24 protein-coding genes are annotated in these 25,984 nt (G+C 60.6%); 18 read left to right on the top strand and 6 right to left on the bottom strand.

The window, feature by feature from the left end:
- Positions 1-74: 74 nt before the first annotated feature.
- The 5 genes from EAH74_RS07895 (at position 75) to EAH74_RS07875 (ending at position 5,620) form a co-directional block, all read left to right on the top strand.
- Positions 75-1,385: a citrate-proton symporter gene (locus tag EAH74_RS07895; RefSeq protein WP_056739368.1), complete on the top strand. Its 1,311-nt coding sequence runs from the start codon at positions 75-77 to the stop codon at positions 1,383-1,385.
- Entirely contained in the window at positions 1,382-2,830 is a 1,449-nt protein-coding gene (locus EAH74_RS07890) for an amidase (protein ID WP_275671791.1), read from the top strand. Before EAH74_RS07895 ends, EAH74_RS07890 begins: the two co-directional genes overlap by 4 nt.
- A gap of 83 nt (positions 2,831-2,913) precedes the next feature.
- Positions 2,914-3,684 (top strand): IclR family transcriptional regulator, encoded by a 771-nt coding sequence (locus EAH74_RS07885; protein WP_140677485.1) that lies wholly within the window; start codon positions 2,914-2,916, stop codon positions 3,682-3,684.
- Between the two features lie 186 nt (positions 3,685-3,870).
- The gene (locus tag EAH74_RS07880; RefSeq protein ID WP_140677483.1) at positions 3,871-4,461 is read left to right on the top strand and encodes a YceI family protein; all 591 of its coding nucleotides are present in this window, start codon (positions 3,871-3,873) and stop codon (positions 4,459-4,461) included.
- A gap of 1 nt (position 4,462) precedes the next feature.
- Complete coding sequence (locus EAH74_RS07875; RefSeq protein WP_140677482.1) at positions 4,463-5,620, top strand: phospholipase D-like domain-containing protein; 1,158 nt, start codon at positions 4,463-4,465, stop codon at positions 5,618-5,620.
- A 131-nt stretch (positions 5,621-5,751) separates the two neighbouring features.
- Here EAH74_RS07875 and bglX read toward each other — a convergent pair whose 3' ends face one another.
- On the bottom strand, positions 5,752-8,043 hold the full coding sequence (bglX, locus tag EAH74_RS07870) for a beta-glucosidase BglX (RefSeq protein WP_140677480.1): 2,292 nt from the start codon (positions 8,041-8,043) through the stop codon (positions 5,752-5,754).
- A gap of 238 nt (positions 8,044-8,281) precedes the next feature.
- Here bglX and EAH74_RS07865 point away from each other — a divergent pair, with 238 nt between their 5' ends.
- From EAH74_RS07865 to EAH74_RS07850, 4 genes are all read left to right on the top strand, one after another.
- Complete coding sequence (locus tag EAH74_RS07865) at positions 8,282-8,893, top strand: LemA family protein (RefSeq protein WP_140677479.1); 612 nt, start codon at positions 8,282-8,284, stop codon at positions 8,891-8,893.
- Between the two features lie 43 nt (positions 8,894-8,936).
- A complete protein-coding gene (locus EAH74_RS07860) occupies positions 8,937-9,689 on the top strand; it encodes a TPM domain-containing protein (protein WP_140677477.1) in 753 nt (250 codons plus the stop codon).
- 33 nt (positions 9,690-9,722) lie between these two features.
- Positions 9,723-10,340: a TPM domain-containing protein gene (locus tag EAH74_RS07855; RefSeq protein WP_123366842.1), complete on the top strand. Its 618-nt coding sequence runs from the start codon at positions 9,723-9,725 to the stop codon at positions 10,338-10,340.
- Between the two features lie 283 nt (positions 10,341-10,623).
- On the top strand, positions 10,624-11,841 hold the full coding sequence (locus tag EAH74_RS07850) for a class I SAM-dependent methyltransferase (protein WP_140677475.1): 1,218 nt from the start codon (positions 10,624-10,626) through the stop codon (positions 11,839-11,841).
- Between the two features lie 92 nt (positions 11,842-11,933).
- On the opposite strand, the gene EAH74_RS07845 is transcribed toward EAH74_RS07850, so the two are convergent.
- Positions 11,934-12,824, bottom strand: a complete 891-nt coding sequence (locus EAH74_RS07845) for a DMT family transporter (protein ID WP_140677474.1) — start codon at positions 12,822-12,824, stop codon at positions 11,934-11,936.
- A 294-nt stretch (positions 12,825-13,118) separates the two neighbouring features.
- Here EAH74_RS07845 and EAH74_RS07840 point away from each other — a divergent pair, with 294 nt between their 5' ends.
- From EAH74_RS07840 to EAH74_RS07830, 3 genes are all read left to right on the top strand, one after another.
- Entirely contained in the window at positions 13,119-13,700 is a 582-nt protein-coding gene (locus EAH74_RS07840) for a DJ-1/PfpI family protein (RefSeq protein WP_008152949.1), read from the top strand.
- 14 nt (positions 13,701-13,714) lie between these two features.
- Positions 13,715-14,020 (top strand): ribbon-helix-helix domain-containing protein, encoded by a 306-nt coding sequence (locus EAH74_RS07835; RefSeq protein ID WP_140677472.1) that lies wholly within the window; start codon positions 13,715-13,717, stop codon positions 14,018-14,020.
- A 181-nt stretch (positions 14,021-14,201) separates the two neighbouring features.
- A complete protein-coding gene (locus EAH74_RS07830) occupies positions 14,202-14,546 on the top strand; it encodes a YegP family protein (protein WP_140677470.1) in 345 nt (114 codons plus the stop codon).
- Positions 14,547-14,622: 76 nt separating this feature from the next.
- Here the strand turns inward: EAH74_RS07830 and EAH74_RS07825 are convergent, their stop codons facing one another.
- Positions 14,623-15,642, bottom strand: coding sequence for a DUF4917 family protein (locus EAH74_RS07825; RefSeq protein WP_140677468.1), 1,020 nt, complete (start codon positions 15,640-15,642; stop codon positions 14,623-14,625).
- A 155-nt stretch (positions 15,643-15,797) separates the two neighbouring features.
- Between EAH74_RS07825 and yiaY the strand changes: the two genes are divergently transcribed.
- Positions 15,798-16,946, top strand: a complete 1,149-nt coding sequence (gene yiaY, locus EAH74_RS07820; RefSeq protein ID WP_140677467.1) for an L-threonine dehydrogenase — start codon at positions 15,798-15,800, stop codon at positions 16,944-16,946.
- Here yiaY and EAH74_RS07815 read toward each other — a convergent pair.
- Positions 16,943-18,109 carry a multidrug effflux MFS transporter gene (locus EAH74_RS07815; protein WP_140677465.1) on the bottom strand — a complete coding sequence of 389 codons (1,167 nt, stop codon included), beginning with the start codon at positions 18,107-18,109 and terminating at the stop codon, positions 16,943-16,945. The genes yiaY and EAH74_RS07815 overlap by 4 nt on opposite strands.
- A gap of 21 nt (positions 18,110-18,130) precedes the next feature.
- Entirely contained in the window at positions 18,131-19,366 is a 1,236-nt protein-coding gene (locus EAH74_RS07810; RefSeq protein ID WP_140677463.1) for an aminotransferase class I/II-fold pyridoxal phosphate-dependent enzyme, read from the bottom strand.
- A gap of 239 nt (positions 19,367-19,605) precedes the next feature.
- Here EAH74_RS07810 and EAH74_RS07805 point away from each other — a divergent pair, with 239 nt between their 5' ends.
- From EAH74_RS07805 to EAH74_RS07790, 4 genes are all read left to right on the top strand, one after another.
- Complete coding sequence (locus EAH74_RS07805) at positions 19,606-20,514, top strand: LysR family transcriptional regulator (protein ID WP_140677461.1); 909 nt, start codon at positions 19,606-19,608, stop codon at positions 20,512-20,514.
- 249 nt (positions 20,515-20,763) lie between these two features.
- On the top strand, positions 20,764-21,957 hold the full coding sequence (locus tag EAH74_RS07800) for a CaiB/BaiF CoA transferase family protein (protein ID WP_140677459.1): 1,194 nt from the start codon (positions 20,764-20,766) through the stop codon (positions 21,955-21,957).
- Entirely contained in the window at positions 21,954-22,880 is a 927-nt protein-coding gene (locus tag EAH74_RS07795; RefSeq protein WP_140677457.1) for a hydroxymethylglutaryl-CoA lyase, read from the top strand. Before EAH74_RS07800 ends, EAH74_RS07795 begins: the two co-directional genes overlap by 4 nt.
- Positions 22,881-23,064: 184 nt before the next feature.
- Positions 23,065-24,396 carry an MFS transporter gene (locus EAH74_RS07790; RefSeq protein WP_140677456.1) on the top strand — a complete coding sequence of 444 codons (1,332 nt, stop codon included), beginning with the start codon at positions 23,065-23,067 and terminating at the stop codon, positions 24,394-24,396.
- A gap of 76 nt (positions 24,397-24,472) precedes the next feature.
- Here EAH74_RS07790 and EAH74_RS07785 read toward each other — a convergent pair whose 3' ends face one another.
- The gene (locus tag EAH74_RS07785; protein ID WP_123366827.1) at positions 24,473-24,961 is read right to left on the bottom strand and encodes a DMT family transporter; all 489 of its coding nucleotides are present in this window, start codon (positions 24,959-24,961) and stop codon (positions 24,473-24,475) included.
- A gap of 77 nt (positions 24,962-25,038) precedes the next feature.
- Between EAH74_RS07785 and EAH74_RS07780 the strand changes: the two genes are divergently transcribed.
- Positions 25,039-25,980: a LysR family transcriptional regulator gene (locus tag EAH74_RS07780; protein WP_140677454.1), complete on the top strand. Its 942-nt coding sequence runs from the start codon at positions 25,039-25,041 to the stop codon at positions 25,978-25,980.
- The last annotated feature ends 4 nt before the right edge of the window (positions 25,981-25,984 follow it).

The raw sequence follows: 25,984 nt of genomic DNA, 5'->3' as shown, positions 1-25,984 counted from the left end.
ACTTTCTACTGCCGCTGGATCGGGCGCGCATTGTCGCGTCCGTTATCGCCCAACAGGTTTCTGGAGAGTTCCCCATGCAGACTTCGAGCACAGGCGTTTCGCGCACCCGGCAGGTGGTCGCCGCCGTTATCGGCAACGCCCTGGAATGGTATGACTTCATCGTTTACGGCTTTCTGGCGAGCATCATCGCCCGGCAATTCTTCCCGTCCGAGGACGAATACGCGTCACTGCTGATGGCCTTGGCGACCTTTGGCGTCGGGTTTTTCATGCGCCCGGTGGGTGGCATTCTGTTGGGCATGTATTCCGACCGCAAAGGCCGCAAGGCCGCGATGCAGATGATCATCCGCCTGATGACGGTGTCCATCGCGTTGATCGCGTTCGCGCCCAATTACGCCGCCATCGGCATGGGCGCGCCGTTGTTGATCGTGGTCGCACGGATGCTCCAGGGTTTCGCCACGGGCGGCGAATACGCCAGCGCCACGGCGTTTCTGGTGGAAAGTGCCCCCGCGCACAAAAAGGGTTTGTACGGTTCCTGGCAATTGGTCGGGCAATGTCTGGCGGTATTTTCCGGGGCGGGGATGGTGGCGTTGTTCACTCATCTGCTTTCCCCCGAGGCGCTGGATAGCTGGGGCTGGCGGATTCCGTTCATGATCGGTTTGTTGATCGGCCCGGTCGGGCTGTGGATTCGCAAGCACATGGAGGAACCGGAAGAATTTCTGGAGGCGCGTAAACAGGCCAAAGGCGCGAGCCCGAGCTTGCTGCAAGTGATCCGCGAACATCGGCGCAGCATTCTGGTGTCGATGGGTCTGGCGTGCGGCGCAACGGTGTCGTTTTACGTGGTGCTGGTGAACATGCCGACCTTTGCCCACAAGAACCTCGGCCTGCCGCTGGACCAGGTACTGCTGGTGCAGATGCTCGCCGTCGCGGTGATGACCGTGATCATTCCGCTGTCCGGCGCGCTGTCGGACCGGCTCGGACGGCGCCCGGTTTTGATGGCGTTCACATTGGCGTTTTTCGTGATGGTGTATCCGCTGTACGTGTGGGTCGCGGCGGCGCCATCGGTGGAGCGTTTGCTGGTGATGCAACTGTTGCTGTGCAGCGCCATCGGCGGGTTCTTCGGCCCGGCCCCGACCGCGCTGGCCGAACAGTTTCCGATCGAAGTGCGGTCCACCGGGGTATCGGTGGCCTACAACGTTGCGGTCATGGTCTTCGGCGGTTTCGCGCCGTTGATTGTCACCTGGCTTAGCAAAGCGCTGGCGACACCCGTGGCGCCGGCCTTCTATGTCCTGTTCGCTTGCGTGCTGACGCTGATGGGCACTTACTGCATGCACGAAGCGCCACGCGCTAAAAAATCCGAAGCACTTAATCTTGAGGTGAAGCCTTGAGCATCAATCCGATTGTTGAAATGGACGCCGATGCGTTGTCCCGGGCGATTCACGCTCGCCGGGTTTCCTGCCGTGAAGTGATGCAGGCGTATCTGGCGCAGATCGAACGCTTCAATCCGCAGGTCAACGCGCTGGTCTCACTGCGCCCGGCCGATGAGTTGCTGGCCGAAGCCGACGCCTGCGACCGGCAGTTGGATCTGGGCCAGTCCCGCGGCTGGATGCACGGCATGCCGCAAGCCATCAAGGATCTGGCGGCGACAGCCGGTTTGCGCACGACCATGGGCTCGCCGCTGTTCGCCGAGCAGATCCCGCAACACGATGCGATCAGCGTGGCGCGGGTTCGCGACTGTGGGGCGATCATCATCGGCAAGTCCAATGTCCCGGAATTCGGCCTCGGCTCGCAGACTTACAACAGCGTGTTCGGCACCACCACCAACGCCTACGACTCGGCGTTGATCGCCGGTGGCAGCAGCGGCGGGGCGGCGGTGGCGCTGGCGTTGCGCATGCTGCCGGTGGCCGACGGCAGCGACATGATGGGTTCGCTGCGCAACCCGGCGGCGTTCAACAACGTGTTCGGCTTCCGACCGTCACAGGGCCGCGTGCCCCACGGCCCGGCGCCGGACGTGTTCGTCCAGCAACTGGCCACCGAAGGGCCGATGGGCCGCAGCGTGACCGATGTTGCCCGCCTGCTCGCCACCCAGGCCGGTTACGACCCGCGCGTGCCCTTGTCGCTGACGCAGAACCCGGAAATCTTCCACGACACGCTGGTGCGGGATTTCAGTGAGGTGCGGCTCGGCTGGCTGGGGGACTACAACGGTTACCTGCCGATGGACGACGGCGTGTTGAGCCTGTGCGAATCGGCACTCGAGGATTTCGAGGCGCTGGGTTGCCGGGTCCAGGCCTGCCAGCCGGACTTTTCCATGGAACGCCTGTGGCAAACCTGGCTGGTGCACCGACACTGGCTGGTGCAGGGCAGCCTCGGCGCGCTGTATGCCGACCCGCAAAAACGCGACCTGCTCAAACCCGAGGCTCAATGGGAAATCGAGGGTGGTCTGCGCCTGACGGCGGCGGATGTTTACCAGGCGTCGGTCAGTCGCAGTGATTGGTACCGAGCCTTGAGCGAGTTGTTCGAACGTTACGATTTTCTGCTATTGCCCACCGCGCAAGTGTTCCCTTTTGATGCACAAACCCCGTGGCCGCGCGTCGTCGGCGGGCAGAGCATGGACACCTATCACCGCTGGATGGAGGTGGTGATCGGGCCGACCCTGGCCGGCTTGCCGAGCATGAGTGTGCCGGTGGGATTCAACCCGGCCGGTTTGCCGATGGGTCTGCAAATCATCGGCCCGGCCCAGGCCGATCGGGCGGTGCTGCAACTGGCGTATGCCCATGAGCAACTGACGCAATGGGTCAAGCGCCGGCCGCCGGGTTGTCTGCAAGACGCCTGAGTTCGCCGAGCGGGCCCGCATCTTGCTGCATAAAGCGATCATCCATCCGGGCTATTCCATCAGGGCTTAGGGAGATCGAAACCATGGACAGCAAGGCAGAAACCGGCAGCGTGCGTTCCGTTGAACGGGCGCTGGCCATCGTCGAACTGCTGGGCGAGCATCAGGCGTTGGGTCTGGAGGAGTTGCACTACCTGACGACCCTGCCCAAGGCCACGGTGTCGCGGATGTTGCTGACCTTGCAGGAGCAAGGCTGGATTTATCGCGGTTTGAGCGACCGGCGTTATCGCCTGTGCGCCAAGCGTCTGTTCGGCGACAGTCAGCAGCGTTTCAAACGGCGACTGGTGGAAAGCGCCGCGCCGCTGTTGCTGGAATTGAGCGAGCGCACCGGGCTGGTGGCGGACCTGTCGAGCTTTGACGGCGAGCGGGTGGAAGTCATGGAAAGCGCAATCCCCACGGTGCTGCGCAAGCGCTATCCGAACAACTGCCAGATCGTCGGTCAGCACGCCAGCCTGTTTCATTCGGCCATGGGCCGGGCATGCCTGGGCGAACTGGACACCCAGGAAGTGGAGCGACTGGCCGGTCGTGAACGACTGACTGATGAGAGCCTCTTCAGCGCCAGCGAACAGGCGTTGCATCAGGGTTTCGGCCAGCGCACCGAAGGTTACTGGGAATACCCGGTGCGCCTGCCGTTTCTGATTCGGGCGGTAGCCTTGCCGCTCCATGCCGATGGCCGACTGGTCGGCAGCATGGCGCTGCACTGGCCGATGGATCAGGCACCGGTGGAACGGGTGTTGAGCCTGCACCTGAACAGTTTGGCCGCGACCATCGGCGATGTGCAGCACGCGTTGGCGTGACGCTTAAAGATCGCAGCCTGCGGCAGCTCCTACAGGATCGGGTTCCATTCGTGAGCGCGCGATTGCATGGGCGTATGCAATCTCCTGTAGGAGCTGCCGCAGGCTGCGATCTTTTGATCTTCGCGGTTTGCAATGCGCTCACGGGCGGTTAAGGTTCGTGCAGGTTTATCTGCCCCACGAGTCTCTATGTTCAACCGCTTCCTCTGCCAAACCCTCGCCTTCCTGCTACTGGCCGGAGCCGCCCTGTCGGCTCACGCCGATTGGTATCTGGATGGCGAGTCCTCGCGGCTGTCGTTCATCAGTACCAAAAACACCAACATGTCCGAAGTGCAGCGCTTTCTGGTGCTGCACGGCAAGGTCGATCCCAAAGGCCTGGCCGAGGTGGAAGTCGAGATGGACTCGGTCAACAGTGGCATCCCGTTGCGCGATGAACGCATGCGCAAGGACCTGTTTGAAATCCAGACTTTCCCCGAAGCACTGATCACCGCGCAGATTGATCTACGCCCGATCAACGATCTGGCGCCCGGCGCGCAACTTGAATTGCGCCTGCCGCTGACCGTCAATCTCCATGGAAAACAACACGAATACACCGCCGAACTGCTGGCAACCCGTCTCGATGACCGACGCTTCCAGGTGGTGACCCTCGAACCGCTGATCATCAATGCCGCGGATTTCGACCTGGCCCCCGGCCTGGAAAGTTTGCGCAAGACCGCCGGTTTGTCGGCTATCAGTCTGTCGGTGCCGGTGGGTGCGGTACTGATTTTCACGGCGCGCTGACATGGCCGGCGCGATATTCCCCTGGCGTGAAGGCAACCGTTTTGAACTGCTGATTGACGGTCCTCAGTTTTTTCCAAGGATGTTGGTCGCGATTGCCCGCGCCGAAGAGCAAGTCGAGCTGGAGTTGTACCTGGTGGAGGCGGGCGCCTGTGCCGAAGCGATGGTTCAGGCGTTGGTCCAGGCTGCCGAACGTGGTGTGCGCGTGCGCTGCCTGTTCGATGATTACGGCAGCCTCGCGTTCACCCTGACTTTGCGCCAGCGATTGATGGCGGCGGGCGTGGAGCTACGTTTCTACAATCGCCTGAGCTGGCGACGCTGGGTCGGCAACTTCTACCGCGATCACCGCAAGCTGTTGCTGGTCGACCAGAGCATGGCCGTGGTGGGCGGCACCGGGGTGACCGATGAATTCTGGACGCCGGGTGAAGACACCAGCGAATGGCACGAAGTGATGGTGGAAATCACCGGCCCCTTGGTCATCGACTGGCAGTTGCTATTCGACCGCCAATGGATCGCCAACCGGCATCGGCGCGCCTGGAAACCCGCTTCGCATTTCGGCTTGCCGCGTCTGCCACGCGTGCCATTGATGGGCGAGGGCATGGGCCGGGTCGCTTATGCCGACGCCCGCCAGCACCGGGACATTCTGCAATCGCTGGTTCGCGCACTGAACAGTGGCCAGCAACGGATCTGGCTGGCGACGCCGTATTTCCTGCCAACGTGGAAAGTCCGCCGCTCACTGCGCCGGGCCGCGGGGCGGGGTGTCGATGTGCGTCTGCTGCTGACCGGGCCACGCACCGATCACCCGTCGGTGCGCTACGCCGGGCATCGCTACTACCCGCGATTGCTCAAGGCCGGGGTGAAGATCTTCGAATACCAGCCGTGTTTCCTGCACTTGAAAATGGTCCTGGTCGACGACTGGGTGAGCATCGGCTCGTGCAATTTCGATCACTGGAATTTGCGCTTCAACCTGGAAGCCAACCTTGAGGCGCTGGACCCAGGGCTGACGCGGGCGGTGGCGGCGAGTTTCGAGAGGGACTTTGCGCAGAGCCAGGAAGTCAGCCTGGAGGCATGGCAACGCCGGCCGCTGTGGCGGCGGGTGAAGCAAAGGATTTGGGGATGGGTGGATCGATTGGTGGTGAATCTGCTGGATCGACGGGGGTAGGGCAAGAGCAAGATCAAAAGATCGCAGCCTGCGGCAGCTCCTACAGGGGCGGCGTACACCCGTGATTTCACGAACGTACGCAATCTCTGTAGGAGCTGCCGCAGGCTGCGATCTTTTGCTTTTCAGCGGTATTAAAGCAGTTCAAAGCTCTGCTGCGTCACGTCCTGTGAGTCCAGGCCGATCTCCACGTTGAACTTGCCCGGTTCTGCCGCGTACTTGAGCTGGGTGTTGAAGAACTTCAGATCATCCTCGGTGATGGTGAAGTGCACGACTTTCTGTTCGCCGGCCTTGAGCGTGATTTTCTGGAAATTCTTCAGTTCCTTGATCGGGCGGATCATCGAGCCCGTCACGTCCTGGATGTACAACTGCACCACGGTTTCGCCGTCACGCTTGCCGGTATTCTTCACCATGACGCTGGCGTCGAGTTTGCCGGTTTTGTTCAGCGTGGTCGACGACAGTGCCATGTCGCTCAGGCTGAAATCGGTATAGCTCAGGCCGAAACCGAACGGGAACAGGGGCCCGGTGGTGTCATCGAAATACTGGGAGGTGTAGTTGCCCGGTTTGCCCGGCGTGAACGGTCGGCCAATGCTCAGGTGGTTGTAGTAGGTCGGAATCTGACCCACCGAGCGCGGGAAGGTGATCGGCAATTTACCCGACGGGTTGTAGTCGCCGAACAGTACGTCGGCGATGGCGTTGCCGCCTTCGGTACCGGTGAACCAGGTTTCCAGGATCGCGTCGGCCTGTTCCTTCTCTTCGAGAATCGTCAGCGGACGGCCGTTCATCAACACCAGCACCAGCGGTTTGCCGGTGGCCTTCAGGGCCTTGATCAAATCGCGCTGGTTGGCCGGGATGTTCAGGTCGGTGCGGCTCGACGATTCGTGGGACATGCCACGGGATTCGCCCACCGCGGCCACCACGACATCAGCGTCCTTGGCGGCCTTCACCGCTTCGTCGATCAGCACTTGGGCCGAGCGCGGATCGTCCACCACTTCCGGTGCGTCGAAGTTGAGGAAGTTCAGGTAATCCAGCACCTTCTTGTCGCTGGTGATGTTGGCGCCGCGAGCGTAGATCAGCGTCGATTGCGCGCCCAGTGCAGTGGTCATGCCGTCGAACAGGGTCACCGATTGCGCGGGCTTACCCGCGGCGGCCCAGCTGCCCATCATGTCGATCGGTGCCTTGGCCAGCGGGCCGACCAGGGCGATTTTCGCAGTTTTCTTCAGCGGCAGGGTTTCGCCCTGGTTCTTCAGCAACACCATGCTGCGGCGCGCGACGTCACGAGCCTCGGTACGGTGCAGGCGATTTTCGGCATAAGTGTCGGCCGGATCATCCTCAGCCTTGCCGATGCGCAGGTACGGGTCCTTGAACAGGCCCATGTCGTACTTGGCGGCGAGCACTTCACGCACGGCGTTGTCGATGTCGCTTTGCTGGATCTCACCCGCCTTCAACAGCCCCGGCAGCTCTTTACCGTAGAGGGTGTCGTTCATGCTCATGTCGATGCCAGCCTTGATCGCCAGCTTCGCGGCTTCGCGACCGTCACGGGCAACGCCGTGTTTGATCAACTCGAAAATCGCCCCGTGGTCGCTGACGGCCAGGCCTTTGAAGCCCCATTGCTTGCGCAACAGGTCGTTCATCAGCCAGGTGTTCGCGGTGGCCGGCACGCCGTTGATCGAGTTCAGCGCGACCATCACCCCGCCAGCACCGGCGTCGATAGCCGCACGGTACGGTGGCAGGTAGTCCTGGAACATCTTGACCGGGCTCATGTCGACGACGTTGTAGTCGCGACCGCCCTCGACCGCGCCGTACAGGGCAAAGTGCTTGACGCTGGCCATGATGCTGTCGGCCGCGTTCGCGCCCGTGCCCTGGAAGGCTTTGACCATGACGCCGGCAATGCGCGACACCAGGTAAGTGTCTTCGCCGAAGCCTTCGGAAGTCCGGCCCCAGCGCGGGTCGCGGGAGATGTCGACCATCGGCGCGAAGGTGATGTCGAGGCTGTCCGCCGCGGCTTCCTTGGCGGCGATGCGCCCGGACAGGCCGATGGCGTCCATGTCCCAGCTTGAGGCCAGGGCTATCGGGATCGGGAAAATGGTGCGGTGACCGTGGATCACGTCATAGGCGAAGAACATCGGGATCTTCAACCGGCTGCGCATGGCCGCGTCCTGCATCGGACGGTTTTCCGGACGGGTGATCGAGTTGAACGTGCCACCGATGTTGCCGGCGGCGATTTCCTTGCGGATCAGCTCCCGTGGCATTTCCGGGCCGATGCTGATCAGGCGCAACTGGCCGATCTTTTCATCGAGGGTCATTTGCTTCATCAGGTTGCTGATGAACGCGTCCTTGTTTTCCAGAGGTGCGGGCGTCGTGGCGGCCAGTACGTTATGACTGGCCAGGCTGACGAACAGGCCCAGCAAACACAGCTTCTTCATGAATAGTTTTCTCAAAAGCCTAAACGGCAGTGAATACGCGCCGGTCAGCCAAAATTTAGGGAGCGACTATTGTTGTTCAGGTAAATGCAGGCACACTTGCGCAGTGTTTTAGCGCAGGGGCATCTTTTAGCCCATTGGCGCGATGCAATCCAGTGGTGGCGGCAGATTTTGCCCCAAGAGCCGGGTTCAAAGTTCGAAGGTTGTTTTTCAACGGAACGTGCAAGGGAGCATCAACCAGATGAATGTACGACACCACTATCGGTCGAGCCTGCAGGTTGCAGTCTTGATGTTGCTGACCACACTGCTGGCCGGCTGCGGTATCAACACGATCCCGACCCTCGACGAACAGGCCAAGGCCGCCTGGGGCCAGGTGCAGAACCAGTACCAGCGCCGCGCCGACCTGATTCCCAACCTGGTGGAAACCGTCAAGGGCTACGCCAAGCACGAAGAAGAAACCCTGACCGCCGTGGTTGAAGCCCGGGCCAAGGCCACTTCGATCCAGGTCGATGCCAAGACTCTGGATAACCCGGAAAAACTCAAACAGTTCCAGCAGGCCCAGGATCAGCTGACCGGTGCCTTGAGCCGTCTGATGGTGGTGTCCGAGCGTTACCCGGACCTCAAGGCCAACCAGAACTTCCTGGCGTTGCAATCGCAACTTGAAGGCACCGAGAACCGCATCGCCGTGGCGCGTCGGGACTTCATCCTCGCCGTGCAGAAATACAACACGGAAATCCGAACCTTCCCCGGTCGCCTGTGGCACAGCGTGATGTACAGCGATTTGCCGATCCGCGAAACCTTCGAGGCCACCAGCCCCGATGCGGAAAAAGCGCCAGAAGTGAAATTCAAGTAAGTACCGGGATGGGTTTGAAGCGTCACCACGGATGAGGTTGCCCATGCGCGTGTTGAAAGTTGGCCTGATGCTGTTGCTCTGGGTGTTTGCCCTGACAGCCCAGGCTGCGTTGAAATTTCCGGAACTGACCGGGCGGGTGGTCGATAACGCCCAGATGATCGAGCCTGCGGTGCGTGAGCAGCTGACGCAACAGCTTCAGGCCCATGAAAAAGCCACCGGCGAGCAGTTGGTGGTGGTCACGTTGCCGGATTTGCAGGGCACCGACATTGCGGACTTCGGTTATCAACTGGGGCGCTACTGGGGCATCGGCCAGAAGGACAAGAACACTGGCGCACTGCTGATCGTTGCGCGTGATGATCGCAAGCTGCGGATTGAAGTCGGTTATGGCCTGGAAGACCGGCTGACCGATGCGCAAAGCTCGGTGATCATCAATCAGGTGATCACCCCGGCGTTCAAGACCGGCAACTTCAGCAAGGGCATCAGCGACGGGGTCGCGGCGATGCTCGTGGTATTGGGCGGCAATCCGCTGGATGAACCGTCCACGGTGTATGACTCCGGCGGCAATCAGGAAAGCGACTTCGTCTCACGGCATCCGGGGATCTTCGTGTTTCTGGTGATGCTGTTCATCCTGACGATGTTTGTCTGCCAGATGCTCGGGATCCTGCCCAGCGGCGGCGGTGGCCGAGGCGGTTCGAGCGGCGGGTTCGGCGGTGGAGGTTTTGGCGGCGGTGGAGGCGGGGGCTTCAGCGGCGGCGGGGGCAGTTTCGGGGGCGGCGGTTCCTCGGGCGGCTGGTGATCACACAACAATAGCGAGTGGGCATTCTTAGACATGGCATTACTGACCGAACACGAACAACGCAAAGTTGCCGAGGCGATTGCCCGGGTCGAGCGCGACACCGACGCCGAACTGGTGACCGTGCTCGCGGCCCGCGCCGACGACTACGCGTACATTCCGTTGCTCTGGGCCAGCCTGCTGGCGCTGGTGGTGCCGGGTATCGTGCATTACCTCACGGGCTGGCTGACCCTGCACAGTTTGCTGCTGGTGCAATGGATCAGTTTCATCGTGCTGTGCCTGGTGTTCCGGATTCCGAAAGTCACCACGCACCTGATTCCGCGCTCGGTGCGTCATTGGCGCGCCTCGAACCTGGCGCGCCGACAGTTTCTGGAGCAAAACCTGCACCACACGGTGGGCAGCACCGGCATGTTGATCTTTGTCTGCGAAGCTGAGCGTTATGTGGAAATTCTGGTCGATGAGGGGATTTCGAAACGGCTGGACAACAAGAACTGGGATGGAATTGTTGCGGCGTTTACTCTGCAGGTGAAGCAGGGGCAGACGTTGCAGGGGTTTGTCACCTGCGTCGAGGCGTGTGGCGAGTTGCTCAAGGTGCATGTGCCGGTGACGCATGTGAGGAATGAGTTGCCGAATCGGTTGGTGGTGTTGGGTTAAAAGCCCCCCTCACCCTAACCCTCCCGAAACGTCGGACCGCCCCGAGGGGCGAGGGGACTGACCGATGTGTTCTCTAGAAATTTTGCGACCGGGGAAATCGAGTCGAACTCAGGTCCTGAAAAGCTTGAAGATCGGCTCCCTTTCCCCCTCTCCCCATTGGGGAGAGGGCTGGGGTGAGGGGTGGTTTTCAAACCGTTCGGTAAATAACTGCGTGTCCCCAACCCCCATCCCCCCTAAAATACCCGCCATTCCCTGATCCGCACCGCCCGAGGCCGTTTTTCCCATGTCTGTCACCGCCACTCCCGCCAGCCTCGCGCCGGATCATCACGCCCAATTCATCGACCTGCTGCAAACCAGCCTTGACCAGAATGCCTTCATCAAACTGGTGCTGGCCAAGTACGTCGGCACTGAAGCGGACTTGCAGCGGCTGATCATCAAGCAGCTGACAGTCAAGGATCAGCCCTGCCTGTCCTTTGTCTACCGCTACAAGACGCGTGATATCACCAAGAATTTGCCGATTGCCGAGGGCGTAGCGACCATCGCCGCGCTCTTGCCGGCATCGTTCAAAAATGCGCATTTGCTGTCGCTGACGGATGAAGCTCAGCTGGAATACAGCAAAAAGGGCAAGTCTTCGCTGTTCAAGAGCAAACCTCAGCAATTGCGTGAAGTGCCGTCCGCTGAGCATAACCGCGAGAAGAACCGCTTTCTCGACCTGAGCCGGCCGTTCCTCGCTGACCTCGGCGTGACCAACAAGCAACACGAGCTGATCCCGGCGATGTCGCGCAAGTGGAAGCAGATCAACAAGTTCATCGAAGTCTTCAGCCATGCACTGACCACCTCACCACTGGCGCTGGACAAGCCGGTTCAGGTGGCGGATTTCGGCTCGGGCAAGGGTTACCTGACGTTCGCGATCCATGACTATCTGCGCAACACCTTGAAGGCCGAAGGCGTGGTGACCGGCGTTGAGTTGCGCGAAGAGATGGTGGATTTGTGCAATGCCGCGGCCGCAAAGCTCGAGCATCCAGGGTTGGTGTTCAAGTGCGGTGACGTACGCAGCGTCGCGCCGAGCGAGCTGGACGTGATGATTGCGCTGCATGCCTGCGACATCGCCACCGACTATGCGATTCACACCGGCATTCGTTCTGGCGCCTCGATCATCATGTGCTCGCCGTGCTGCCACAAGCAGATCCGCCTGCAAATCCAGAGCCCGGCGCTGCTCAAGCCGATGCTGCAATACGGTCTGCATTTGGGCCAGCAGGCGGAAATGGTCACCGACAGTTTGCGTGCGTTGTTCCTGGAAGCCTGCGGTTACGAAACCAAGGTTTTCGAGTTCATTTCACTGGACCACACCAACAAGAACAAGATGATCCTGGCGGTCAAACGTGCCGAGCCGGTTGATCCGGCCCAGCTGTTGGTGAAGATTCAAGAACTGAAGGATTTCTACCACATCAGCGAACATTGCCTCGAGACCCTGCTGCGTTCCGACGGTTATTTGGGTTAACGGCAAAAGATCGCAGCCTTCGGCAGCTCCTACATTTGGACGGCGTACGCCCTGTAGGAGCTGCCGAAGGCTGCGATCTTTTGATTTTGCTTTCAGGCTGCAGCCACTCGTGCTGGCTTGACTGCTGTCTTGCGTCCGAGCATCACGGTCACGATCACCCCGGCGGCAAACAGCCAGGTGATCGGCTCGATGTGTTCGCCGAAGAACAGCGCCGAAAAAGCGATGGTGAAGAAGATCTGTAACAGCTGGATCTGACTCACCCGGGCAATCCCCCCCATCGCCAGCCCGGCGTACCAGGCAAAGAAACCGATGAACTGCGAGAACAGCGAGACGTAACCGAAGGCCCACCAGGTCTTGGCCGAAATCTCACCCTGATGTTGCAGCGCCAGGTACACCACCGGCCCGATCAGCAGCGGCGTCGACAGCACCAACGCCCAGCAGATCACCTGCCAGCCGCCCATCTCCTTGGCCAACCGGCCGCCCTCGGCGTACCCCAAACCACCCACTGCTATCGCGCCGAGCATCAGCAAATCACCGGCCTGAATGCTGCCGGCCCCGCTGATCAGCGCATAACCCAGCACCAGCGCACTGCCCAGCGCGGCGCAGGCCCAAAAGGCTTTCGACGGTCGTTCGTGGGACAACCACGCGGCGTACAGCGCCACGCACAACGGCTGTAAGCCGTTGACCAGCGCACCGTGGGACGCCGGCAAGGTTTGCATGGCCCAGGCCGACAACACCGGGAAGCCGAGGATCACCCCGGCAATCACCAGGGTCAGGCCTTTGACCTGCTTCCAGGTCGGCCACTTCTCCCGGCGCCACAGCAACAGCAACGCCGCCGGAACCGCCGCGAACAGTGCACGGCCCAGGCCGTTGAGCAGCGGATGGAGTTCCTGCACGACGATCCGTGTGAAGGGCAGGGTGAGGCTGAAGATCACAACGCCGATCAGGCCGAGGGCCATGCCGGTGTTTTCGCGCGAGGACATGATGGCAACCAGAATCTAGGGTGGCGGGAAGACCTTCATCTAGCCACAAACTGTGCAGGCTGCTCTGTTACAGCTAGGCGCAGAGTTGTCCGTACAGTTGCGAGTAATGCTCGCAACGTAGGAGCTGCCGAAGGCTGCGATCTTTTGACTTTGATTTTTAAAGATCAAAAGATCACAGCCTTCGGCAGCTCCTACAGGGGATTGCCGTAGTAGTCGGGTATTACCTGCCATGCTGATTAAGGACTACCTTGAATACTCCTGCAGGCCCACGTATTTCCCAGAGGAGTCCTCCCCATGGCGGCTAAAAAAATTCTGATGCTGGTCGGCGATTACGTCGAAGACTACGAAGTGATGGTGCCGTTTCAGGCGCTGCTGATGGTTGGCCACACGGTGCACGCCGTTTGCCCGGACAAAACCGCCGGTCAGACCGTGCGCACGGCGATCCATGACTTCGAAGGCGACCAGACCTACAGCGAAAAACCCGGTCACCTGTTTGCCCTGAACTTCGACTTCGCCAAGGTCAAGTCCGAGGACTACGACGCCCTCCTGGTACCAGGCGGTCGTGCGCCGGAGTACCTGCGCCTGAACGAGAAAGTCCTGGAACTGGTGCGAGCGTTCGACAAGGCCGGCAAACCGATCGCCGCCGTGTGTCACGGCGCACAATTGCTGGCGGCAGCGGGGATTCTCGAAGGTCGCGAGTGCAGCGCCTACCCGGCCTGCGCCCCGGAAGTGCGCCTGGCGGGCGGTACGTTCATCGATATCCCGGTGACGGAAGGTCACGTTCAGGGCAATCTGGCCACTGCGCCAGCCTGGCCGGCGCACCCGAGCTGGCTCGCCGGTTTCCTCGGGTTGCTGGGTACTAAAATCACGCTGTAACGAGGGACCTTTCCATGTGCGAGCTCTACGTCAAAGCCGATCCGATTCTCTACGAATCGCGCTCCCGCTCGCTGCGCATCTGCGGGGTGGTCACCACCCTGCGGCTGGAGAATCAGTTCTGGGACATCCTCAGCGAAATCGCCGAGGTCGACGGCATGACCACCAACCAGTTGATCGCCAAGCTGTATGAAGAGGTAATGAACTACCGCGGCGAGGTGGTGAATTTTGCCTCGTTTTTGCGGGTCAGTTGTATGCGCTATTTGAGTCAGCGGCGGGTGCAGGCACCGGAGTTATCAGTGGTGCGTGCGGTGGTGAAGTAGGTGATTTTGCGCTGACCTTACCGGCCTCATCGCGAGCAGGCTCGCTCCCACAGGGGAATTGTGTACATCGATCCATTGTGGGAGCGAGCCTGCTCGCGATGAGGCCCGGACAGGCGACAGATGTCCCAGCCTAGTCTTTACTCTGAGGCGCGAAACCTCTCAATTGCCAAGGAGAAAGAGCATGTCTGGATGGTATGAAGTGAACAAAAGCAGCAATGGTCAATTCAAGTTCGTCCTGAAGGCCGCCAACGCGGAAACCATTCTGACCAGCGAGCTGTACACCACCCGCGCTGCCGCCGACAAAGGCATCGCGTCGGTTCAGAGCAACAGCCCGAAGGATGAACGCTACGAAAAGAAAACCACCAAGGATGGCCATCCTTACTTCAACCTCAAGGCTGGTAACCACGAGATCATCGGTAGCAGCGAGGCTTACACCTCCGCTGCCGCGCTGGAGAAAGGCATCGCCAGCGTAAAAGCCAACGGGCCGACCACGGTGGTCAAGGACAAGACCTTGCCGGTGCTCTAAACACACCGACGATCTAATGTGGGAGCGGCGGTGCGACGATTCGACTTGCCCGCGAAGGCGTCAGCCGCGTCGCCGCCTAAACCTCGACCGGCACCGTCAGCTTCGGGCTACCCAACGCATGGGTCTTCGAATCAAAAAACCGCAACTCACTCCCGGTTCCTTCAAACACCTTCGCGTAATGCCGCTTCTGGTGCTGAATGAACGCCTTGCTGCGCGGATAAATCGAGATCGCCACCCTTTGCGGTTTCGCCTGGCGCAAGGCGTGAATGATGTGGCTGTCCTGCTCACCCAGGGCATGGCCAAACAGGCACAACCCGTCGCCATGGCCAAGTAACTGGTCGTAGCAGAACGACAGATAGTCCGAGCTGCGAATGGTTTTGAGCTTGTCCTGCGCCGGACCTTCATTGACGAACAGCGGCACGTCGTCGAGGGTCTTGATCGTGTTGTTGATCGCGAAACTGCCGAGCAACGTGCCCTCGGTCGACATCAGTTTGCGCGCCGTACCGTCCTGATTACGCACCAGATGCAACCCGCCATGCAGGTAAAGCAGCCGGGTTTTATCGGTCGCCGTGGCGCTCAGATCAAAGCTTGATTCTGCACCCTGAAACAGGTCGCTGATCACATCAGGCTGGTGCTGGATCGCCCAGTAGCTGAGCAGATCGTAGTTGGTGGTGAACACAGTCCGGTAGCGGCCCAGTTCCTGATTGATCGTCGTCAGCGTCGAAGGCACCACCAGCCGCCATGGGATGTGCACCGCGTGCACAGTGTTGATCAGCGCTTCCTTGATCGCGTAGTAACGATTGCGCGGCGCGGCGGAACTCACGGCCAGGGCCTTGTTGACCCGGCTGGTGGTTTTCAGCGCGCTGAGCACTTGCTCGAAGCTGCGCGTCTGCAGGGCGTCAAACACGCTCAGCTCGGACTGGCTCAGGGGTTTTTCTTCGACGGTACGGGCGTTTTCGAACAGCGAGTCGTAGCCGAAGTCGTCCCACACGGTGCGGCTGGCGCCGTTGCCCACCAGCAGGCCGCTGAACGAGGCGGTGGCGCGCAAGGCGTTCCAGTCTTCAAGTTGGGCATCAACATCCTGGAAATCGGTCATTGCGGTCAAAGTCTCAAAGCAAAGGGGCTGATGGGCGGCGACTTTATCACGACCAAGACTTGAGCCAGATCAAGTTACTTCATGACCGATAGGTCGATTCTGTGGGCCCCGCCAGATCGGCGCTGCCGATTCGGCCTCAGCCAGGAGACTCGCTCATGAGCAGCACGTTTTTCATCCCCGCCGTAAACATCATGGGCATCGGTTGCCTCGGCGAAGCCATGGACGCCATTCGCAAGTATGGTTTTCGCAAGGCGCTGATCGTCACCGACGCCGGGCTGGCCAAGGCTGGCGTGGCGAAGATGATTGCCGAGAAACTGGCGATGCAGGACATCGATTCGGTGATTTTCGACGGCGCCAAGCCTAACCCGAGCATCGCCAACGTCGAGAGCGGTCTGGGTCTGCTGAAGGAAACCCGCTGTGATTTCGTGGTGTCCCTGGGCGGCGGTTCGCCCCATGACTGCGCCAAAGGCATCGCGTTATGCGCGACCAATGGTGGGCAGATTCGCGATTACGAAGGCGTCGATCAATCCACCCAGCCGCAACTGCCGCTGATCGCCATCAACACCACCGCCGGCACCGCCAGCGAGATGACCCGTTTCTGCATCATCACCGACGAATCCCGTCACGTAAAAATGGCCATTGTCGATCGCAATGTCACGCCGCTGCTGTCGGTCAACGACCCGGCGCTGATGGTTGCCATGCCCAAGGGCCTGACGGCAGCCACCGGCATGGACGCGTTGACCCACGCCATCGAAGCCTACGTTTCCACGGCGGCCAATCCGATCACTGATGCCTGCGCACTGAAGGCGATCACGTTGATCAGCAACAACCTGCGCCTGGCCGTCCGCGACGGCAGTGACATGGCTGCGCGGGAAAACATGGCTTACGCGCAGTTCCTCGCCGGCATGGCGTTCAATAACGCATCCCTGGGTTTTGTCCACGCCATGGCTCACCAGTTGGGCGGTTTCTACGACTTGCCGCATGGTGTGTGCAACGCGGTCCTGCTGCCCCACGTACAAAGCTTTAACGCCCTGGTTTGCGCCGATCGCCTCACCGATGTCGCCCTTGCGATGGGCGTCGATGTTCACGGTTTCACCCCGGAAGCGGGCGCCCAGGCGGCCATCGTGGCGATCCGCAGCCTGTCCAAAGACGTGGAAATTCCCGCCGGTTTGCGTGAGCTCGGCGCCAAGCTCAACGACATCCCGACCCTCGCCAGCAATGCCTTGAAAGATGCGTGTGGCGTGACCAATCCTCGCGTGGCGGATCAGCGCCAGATCGAGGAGATTTTCCGCAGCGCTTTTTAAGACGTTTTGCGAGCGGGCGCGAGCTTGACGCAAAGCATCGCGCCCAACGCCAGCAAGGTACACAACAGTGACAACGGCCATGCTTGTGGGCTCGCGATCATACTGGCGATCCCGCCGATAACGGCAGCCATCAGTTGATGAATGAAACCGCTCAACGCCATCGCATACGCACCGCCGACCGGCGAACCGTCATTGGCCAGGGACAGGCTGATCGGATAAGTCAAAGACTGGCCGAACACCGCAACGCAATAGGGCAACCAGAACAGCAGCGCTACTGAAGTGCCCGCCAGACTCCCCAGCAACATTACCGCGCTGCCAGCCAGCACCAGCCCCACACCCGCCGTTATCAACCCGCGTTGACCGGTGCGAAGTACAAAGCCATTGACCGCCAAAGCCCCCAGAAAATACGCCGCGCTGATGGGCCAGCCCAATAACCCGTATTCCACGGCCGACCAGTTGAACGGTCCTTGCAGAATCAGCGGCGCAGCGGTGTTGAACGCCACAATCACCCCGTACCCAAGGCCGCCGGTGAGGGCCGGCAACAGAAAGGCTCTATGACGTAAAATGCGCCAGTAGCTCGGCCAGGCGGATGACGGGGCATTCTCCTCGGCCAGCATCGGGAATGTCACCCGGGCCACGACCAGCCCCACCATCAGACTCACACCCCCCAACAGGTAGAAAATCGCCGGCCAGCCCAGCGCCACCTGGATGATCGACCCCAGGTATTGGCCGATCCCCAGCGCCACCACAAAGGAAATCGAAATCCAGGACAACGCCTTGGCCAGCAGGTCGCCGCGGAAACTGTCGCGGATCAGTACCCGCGCCATGACCGAAATCCCGCTGGCGCCAATGCCCTGAACCAGTCGAAACGCCAGGAACGACTCAAGCGACTGGCTCAGGGGCAGGGCCAGATTGCCCAGCCCGTAGATGCCCAGCGCGGCGAGCAGCACCGGTTTGCGACCGATGCGCTGGCCAAGGCTGCCCCAGAACAACATCGGCAACGCCATGCCGATCAGATACACCGCCAGCCCCCAGGAAACCTGCGAGGCGTCGGCGGACAGATCCCGGGCAATCTCCGGCAGCGCCGGCAGATAAATGCTCATGCCTAATTGGGCGAGGAAAACCGTGCAGCAGGTGACGAGGAGGGTGGTGCTGCTCTTCATTGAATCTTCCCTGGTTTCAGTTCAACAGCCGATTTCCCGGCCTTGAGTGCGTAAAAGCTCGGTAATCAGTTCACAAAAGTGGCGGATCAGCGTCGGTTCCATGTCGGCGCGCAGGGTGATTCTGATGGCTGCCTTGCCTTGTGCGACCACCGGGAAAAACACGGCCGAGGTGAAGAAGCCGTGATTGGCCAGTTCCATGGCGATGCTGTTGGCCAGCGCTGCTTCGCCGCAGTTGACCAGTCGAATCGCCATGTTGCTGTTGTGTTGGTCGGTGCGTATGAGGCTGTCGAACAGCCGGATATTAACCTGAAGTTTTTCCTGCAACGCGGCAAATTCCAGCGTGCGATGAAGCTGGATGGACGCTATGCCCGCGCCAATGGCTGCACTGTTCAGGCATTGCGACCAATTGCTGGGGCCGCCGTAGCGCGCAATGAGCTTCTTCTGCCGTTCATTGCCCAGCATCACCAGACCACCGCTGGCGCCAAACGACTTGGCCAGCGAGGCGACGATCAGGCAGTCATCCTCCAGGGCATGCATCCTGGGGCGCACGAGGCCAGCGCCCATTGTTCCGACGGCGGACAGCGCGTGGGAATCGTCCAGATAGAGAAACAACCCATAGCGGTCCTTCAGGTACAAAAGACTGTCCATGTCTGCGACCCCTCCCATGCTGTAGGCGCTGTCCGCGACATAGGCGACAGTGCGGTGTTGCTGGCACTGCTTCTCGAGAAAATCCATGTCGTTATGAGGACAAGTCACGACCGTGGTTTCATCAGCACAGGCGGCTTTGAGGTGACTCATCGAGTCATGCGCCAACCGGTCAAAGACCATCACGGGAGGGCGGTTTTCCGTGAACACGCCGCTGGCCAGCAATGGCAGAATCCCGGCACTCGCCGCACTGCACGACAAGGTGCTCAGGCAACTGGCGCCGAACAACTCGGACAGTTCGGTTTCGTACTGTTCCAGAATGGCCAGCTTGCAGCGGTTCTTTGAGTTGGCGACGCGAAGGGTGCCGGTTTCCCACAGTGTATTCATGGCGCCATCGAGAATGTCGGGATGGTGATCCAGGCCCAGGTACGAGGTCGTGCAGAAATGATGAAACGCGCGCCCGTGCTGATCGAGCATCCGGTTGGCACTTTTGATTTCGATGTTAAGCCCGGAAATTTTCCCGGCTTCAGCGCTCTCCCAATTGTGATCGGCCAACGCGATGACCTTGCGGTAGTTGGTGTAGCGGTTTGCCGCCTGTGCTGTCTGGTCCATATGAAAATGACTTTCCTTGAGTGAAACGATCCATGGGTTTGTTGCAATTCGTGTGTGTTTCCAGACTTTACAGAGCGCGGCGAAGGCTTTGAATCGGCTGTTTCCGGTACGGCTGAGTGTTACAAGAGATTTATGTGTAGGACGACGCCTCGTGATGTTGTGGGCTAAATGCTTTGCCGAGTCGCGTGGAAACCGGGCTATCCTGCCGACTCAGCCGAACAGAAGTCATCGAGCCCTCCATGCTGCAAAAAAGCCTGATCCGCCGCCTCGACCTGATCACTCTCCAGCTGTTTGTCGCCGTTCATGAGGAGGGCACGCTGACCCGTGCCGCCGCGCGTGAAGCCATCGCTGTGTCGGCGGCCAGCAAGCGGCTGATGGAGTTGGAAGAAGCGCTGGGCATCAGCCTGTTCGTGCGCCAGGCCAAGGGCATGACCCTGACGCCGGCCGGGGAAACCTTGTTGCACCATGCTCGGCAGATGCTGTTCAACGTCGAGAAAATGGGGCTCGAACTGGGCGAACACAGCCACGGTATCCGCGGCTATGTGCGAATGCTCGCCAACCTGTCGGCGATCATTCAGTTTCTGCCCGAAGACCTGCGGGACTTTTCCGAGCGTCATCCTCAGGTCAAGACCGACCTCGAAGAACGCCCCAGCAGCGGGGTGATTCAGGGTGTGCTGGATGGCGTGGCGGACCTTGGGATCTGCTCCAGTGACAGCGACGTCAAAGGTCTGCACAGCGTGCTTTATCGACAGGACAAACTGATGGTGTTGATGCTGCCCGATCATCCGTTGGCGAGTCGTTCCAGTCTGGCCTTCGCCGATACGCTGGACAGCGATTACGTCGGTCTGCATTCCGCCAGTTCGATCAATATGCGTACCCACGCGGCCGCGCGCGAGGCCGGCAAAGTGCTGCGGCTGCGGATTCATGTCCCGGGTTTCGACGCCATGTGCCGGATGGTCCAGGCCAACATGGGCATCGGCATCCTGCCGCAAAAAGCCTATGAGCTGTTTGGTCGGGCGTTGGGCTTGCATGCGGTGCCGTTGATGGATGACTGGTCGGATCGCGCATTGGTTCTGGTGGTGCGCGATGAAGCGGCGCTGTCGCCGGTGAGCCGGATGTTGTTCGAGCAGTTGCGCGGGCAGGTCTGATCATTCTCGATTGGATTGACTGGCCCCATCGCGAGCAAGCTCGCTCCCACAGTGGTCTTGCAGTGAGTTTGAATTCAGCGCTGATCCCTTGTGGGAGCGAGCTTGCTCGCGATGGCGGACTCAAGGTCGCGGTAATCTTCAAGGCGTTCGCGTTTCGCGAACGCTCGTTGCCAACTGAAGGTTGGATTCCTTCACCCGTGGTCCTCTAGCCTTGGCTCATATTCCAAGAACAACATGAGGTACCCCGCGATGACTGCCCCCTTGAGTGCAATCAAAGTGATCGAGATTGGCACACTGATCGCCGCGCCGTTCGCCGCACGCATGCTCGCCGAGTTCGGTGCCGACGTGATCAAGATCGAAGCCATGGGTCAGGGCGACCCGCTGCGCAAATGGCGCAAGCTGCACGAAGGCACGTCGCTGTGGTGGTACCTGCAATCGCGAAACAAGAAGTCCCTGGCGCTGAACCTGAAATCCCCCGAAGGTATTGAACTGGTCAAGCAACTGGCAACCAGCGCCGACGTGTTGATCGAAAACCTGCGTCCCGGCGCTCTGGAAAAACTCGGCTTGGGCTGGGACGTGTTGCACGCCCTCAATCCTGACCTGACGCTGGTGCGTATTTCCGGTTATGGCCAGACCGGCCCGTACCGTGATCGCCCGGGGTTCGGCGCCATCGGCGAGGCCATGGGCGGGATCCGCTACACCACCGGCACCCCCGGTTCACCGCCAGCGCGGGTGGGCGTCAGCCTCGGCGATTCCCTGGCTTCGTTGCACGCGGTGATCGGTGCCTTGATGTCGCTGCTGCGGGTCAAGACCGGGCAGGGCGGTGGGCAAGTGGTCGATGTGTCGCTGGCTGAAAGTGTGTTCAACGTCATGGAAAGCCTGGTGCCGGAATACGACATGCTCGGCCATGTTCGTGAGCGCAGCGGCGGGGCCTTGCCGGGCATCGCGCCGTCCAACACTTATCTGACAGCCGATGGCGCCTACGTGGTGATCGCCGGCAACAGCGACCCGATCTACAAGCGCTTGATGGACGTCATCGGCCGCCGTGATCTGGCCGATGCGCCGGAGTTTGCCCATAACGACGGGCGTGCCGCCAAGAGCAACGTGCTCGATGCGGCGATCACTCACTGGACCAGCAGCCTGCCGATCGACGATGTGTTGTCGGCACTGGAAGCTGCCGAAGTCCCGGCCGGGCGCATCTATTCAGTCGCCGACATCGTCGCCGATCCGCACTATCAGGCGCGGGACATGTTGCTCAACGCCGACCTGCCCGGCGGCGCCACGGTGAAGATGCCCGGCATTGTGCCGAAAATGTCCGAGACGCCCGGTGGCGTGAACTGGTCCGGCCCTACATTGGGCCAGCACACCGACGGCATTCTCGCGGGACTGGGCCTTACCGGTTCGGACATCGAACGGCTGAAAGCTCAAGGGGTGGTGCAATGATCACTGATTTTTCCGAGACCCTGATTGTTCAGGAAGTCTCCCCCCGCGACGGCTTGCAGATCGAGCCGACCTGGGTCGAAACCGTCGACAAGATTGCCTTGATCGATCAGCTGTCGCTGGCCGGTTTCAGCCGCATCGAAGCAGGCTCGTTCGTTTCCCCCAAGGCGATTCCGGCGCTGCGCGATGGTGAGCTGGTGTTCAAGGGCATCACCCGGCAACCGGGGGTGATTTACGTCGCGTTGATCCCCAACCTGAAAGGCGCGCAACGGGCGCTGGCGACGGGGGCCGACGAGTTGAATCTGGTGATGTCCGCCAGTCAGACCCACAACCTGGCCAACATGCGCATGCGTTGCGAAGCCTCATTGGCCGCGTTTGGCGAGATCGTGCAATTCGTTCACGGGACGAAGGTGCGACTCAACGCCAGCATCGCCACCACCTTCGGCTGCCCGTTCGAAGGCAAGATCGACGAGGATTGCGTGCTGCAAATCGTCGAGGCTTATCAGGAACTCGGGATCCAGGGCATTACCCTGGCCGACACCACCGGCATGGCCAATCCGCGGCAGGTTGATCGTCTGGTGCGGCGGGTCTTGCAGCGGGTTTCGCCCGCTGATTTGACCCTGCATTTCCATAACACTCGCGGCCTCGGTTTATGCAACGTACTGGCCGCCTATGAGGCCGGTGCCCGACGCTTCGACGCGGCACTGGGCGGGCTCGGCGGTTGCCCGTTCGCGCCAGGTGCCTCGGGCAATATTTGCACCGAAGATTTGGTCAACCTGTGCGATGAGATCGGCATTCACACCGGCATCGATCTGCCGCTGCTGCTGCAATTGTCGCGAGGATTACCCGCGCTGCTGGGCCACGAAGTACCCGGTCAACTGGCCAAGGCCGGACGCAATTGCGATCTGCATCCAAGCCCTTCCTGACCACACCGAAGAACCCCTGTGGGAGCGAGCCTGCTCGCGAAAGCGGTCTGGCATTCAGCATTGTCGGTGACTGACACACCGCCTTCGCGAGCAGGCTCGCTCCCACAGTAAAAGCTTTTCCAGCCTCTCAACCAGACAACAAAAACAATCGGACACCCACGGGCAGTCCGCCTGGAGAACCATCATGAGCCTTAATGTACTGGAGGCGGGCGCGAGCCCGTCCGTTAGCCACGACGAAGAAAAAGCCCTGGTCAGCAAAGTCGCCTGGCGTCTGATGCCGTTGATCATGGTCTGCTACCTGTTCGCGTTTTTCGACCGTATCAACATCAGCTTCGCCAAGTTCCAGCTGCAGACTGACCTGAGCCTGAGCGACACCGCTTACGGCCTCGGCGCCGGGCTGTTCGTGGTTGGTTACGTGATCTTCGAAGTGCCGAGCAACATGATGCTCTACAAGGTCGGCGCCCGGCGCTGGATCGCCCGGATCATGATGTCCTGGGGCCTCGCCACCGCGGCCATGGTCTTCGTCAATAGCGAATGGCAGTTCTACGCGCTGCGCTTTGTGATTGGCGCGATGGAGGCCGGTTTTGCCCCTGGCGTTCTGTATTACCTGACGCTGTGGTTCCCGCAGCACTATCGCGGGCGCATCACGTCGATGTTGTTTCTGTCGTCGGCGTTTGCCGGTCTGGTCGGCGCACCGTTCTCCGGGCTGGTGTTGCAACACCTCGACGGCTTTATGGATATGCGCGGCTGGCACTGGCTGTTTCTGCTGGGCGGCGTGCCTTGCATTGGCCTCGGCTTGCTGGTGCTGACGTTGCTCAAGGACCGCATCGAAGACGCCCATTGGCTGACGCCATCCGAGAAAACGCTGCTGGCCAGCCGTATCGCGCACCATGAACCGCACAAGAGCGGTGGCTCGTTGCTCGCCGCACTGCGGATTCCGGGTTTCCTGACTCTCGGGCTGATCTACTTCCTGATTCAGGTGGCGTCCTACGGCTTGAACTTCTGGGCCCCGCAACTGATCCGCAGTGCCGGCACCGAAAGCCCGGTGATGATTGGTTTGCTGACCGCCATCCCTTACATCTGCGGCGCCATCTGCATGGTGGTGATCGGGCGGTTGTCCGACGCGACCGGTGAGCGGCGCAAGTTTGTCGCAGGTTTGGTCGCGGTGGGCGCGGTGGGGTTCTTCTGTGCGGGGATTTTCGCTAACCACACGACCTTCCTGATTGTCGCGCTGGGCTTGCTCGGTGCCGGGATCATCGCGTCTATCCCAAGCTTCTGGACCCTGCCGCCGAAACTGCTGGCCGGTGCTGGTGCAGGGGCTGCTGGCGGGATTGCGGTGATCAACACCCTTGGCCAGTTCGGCGGCATTGTCAGCCCGGTGATGGTAGGGCGGATCAAAGACCTGACCGGCAGTACCACGCCGGCACTGTATGTCATCGGCGTCTGTGCGCTGATCGCCGTGGCGCTGCTGATGTGGGGGCTGCCGCAGAAGCTGCGCACGCTCGACAAGTTTTAAAAGATCGCAGCCTTCGGCAGCTCCTACCTGGGACCACGCATCCCTGGAGCTGCCGGAGGCTGCGATCTTTTGATTTTCAAGAGGCTGCAATCACCGCGTTGGCCGGTGTAGCGCTGAACTGAATCAACACCACTCCCGCCACTAGCAACAAAGCGCCAACCCCCCGCGACACGGTCATCTGCCGCTCCACCAACCCAAACCACCCGAAGTGATCCAGCACTAGCGACGCCACCACCTGTCCCGCCAGCGCCAAAGCAATAAACCCCGAGGCCCCGAGTTTGGGCAACAGCATCAGCGCCAATGAAATAAAGCACACCCCAAACGCGCCACCGGCCCACATCCATAACGGTGCCTTGCTGATGAACCCCAGCGACGGCAACGGCAATCGCAGCGCCAACATAACCGGCAACAACACCACAATACTCACCAACAACGACGCGAGGGTTGCCCACAACGGATGACCCAGGCCGCGACCGAGGTTGGCGTTGATCGCGCTTTGAAAAGGCACCACCGCTCCGGCTATCACGGCCAGCAGCAACAGCCCGGCCCAATGCAACGTACTCATGAAGATTCTCCAACAGGTTTTGCTGGACTCTAAAGTATTCGTCGCGCAGATTTAAATTCCAAATAGCTATCCAGAACATGCATCAGATGAATGATCTTCGGCGCGTCGACCTCAATTTGCTGGTGACCCTCGACGCCTTGCTCAGCGAACAACACGTGACCCGTGCCGCCGAGCGCTTGCACCTGAGTCAGCCGGCCGTCAGTCATGCGTTGGCACGGTTGCGTGATCTGCTTGGCGATCCTTTGCTGGTGCGGGCGGGCGCCAGCCTCGTGCCAACCCCGCGAGCCCTGGAGTTGATGGCTCCATTGGCCGAAGCCCTGGCTCAAGTGCAATCGCTGCTGGCACCGAATACCTTCGATCCGGCCACCGCCAAGCGCACGTTTCGACTGGCGATGTCCGACTATGGCGCTGCAATCGTCCTGCCGGGGTTGATACGGACCTTGCGCCGGGAAGCGCCGGGCATCGATCTGCAAATCAGCCATGCCAGCCGCGAAGGCATGCTCGAGGGGGTGCTCAACGGCGACATTGACGTAGCGGTAGGCGTCTTTCCAGAGTTGCCGAACGAGTTGCGCAGCACCCCGCTGTTCGAAGAGCACTATGCCTGTCTGGCAGACCGCAACAGCCTGCCCGCCGATGGCGTGCTCGACTTGCCGACCTACCTTGCCCGACCCCATGTTCTGCTGGAAATGCGCGGCAGCGGCACCCCGGAAATCGAACGGGCCCTGACAGCCCTGCGAGAACGCCGTCGCGTGGCAATCAGCCTGCCGCACTGGAGCGTCGCCCCGGAATTCATCAGTGGCACTGATCTGATTCTTACTGTTGCTTCCCGAGGGTTGCTGAACATCGATGAGCAGTCGTTGATCGTGGTCCCGCCGCCGTTTCACATTCCGTCGTTTACGTTTGTGTTGGTTTGGCACAAGCGGCGGGGTGGGGATCAGGCTTTGAACTGGTTGAATGGGCGGATTGGGGAGGGGATAGTGCGTGGCTACCAAACCACTGGCTCATCAATTAACGATTGAGGTA

The organism is Pseudomonas mandelii, assembly GCF_006438925.1.
GTDB lineage: Bacteria > Pseudomonadota > Gammaproteobacteria > Pseudomonadales > Pseudomonadaceae > Aquipseudomonas > Aquipseudomonas mandelii_C.
Note: the sequence above shows the minus strand (reverse complement) of the source record. Positions and strands in the feature narration are given on the sequence as shown.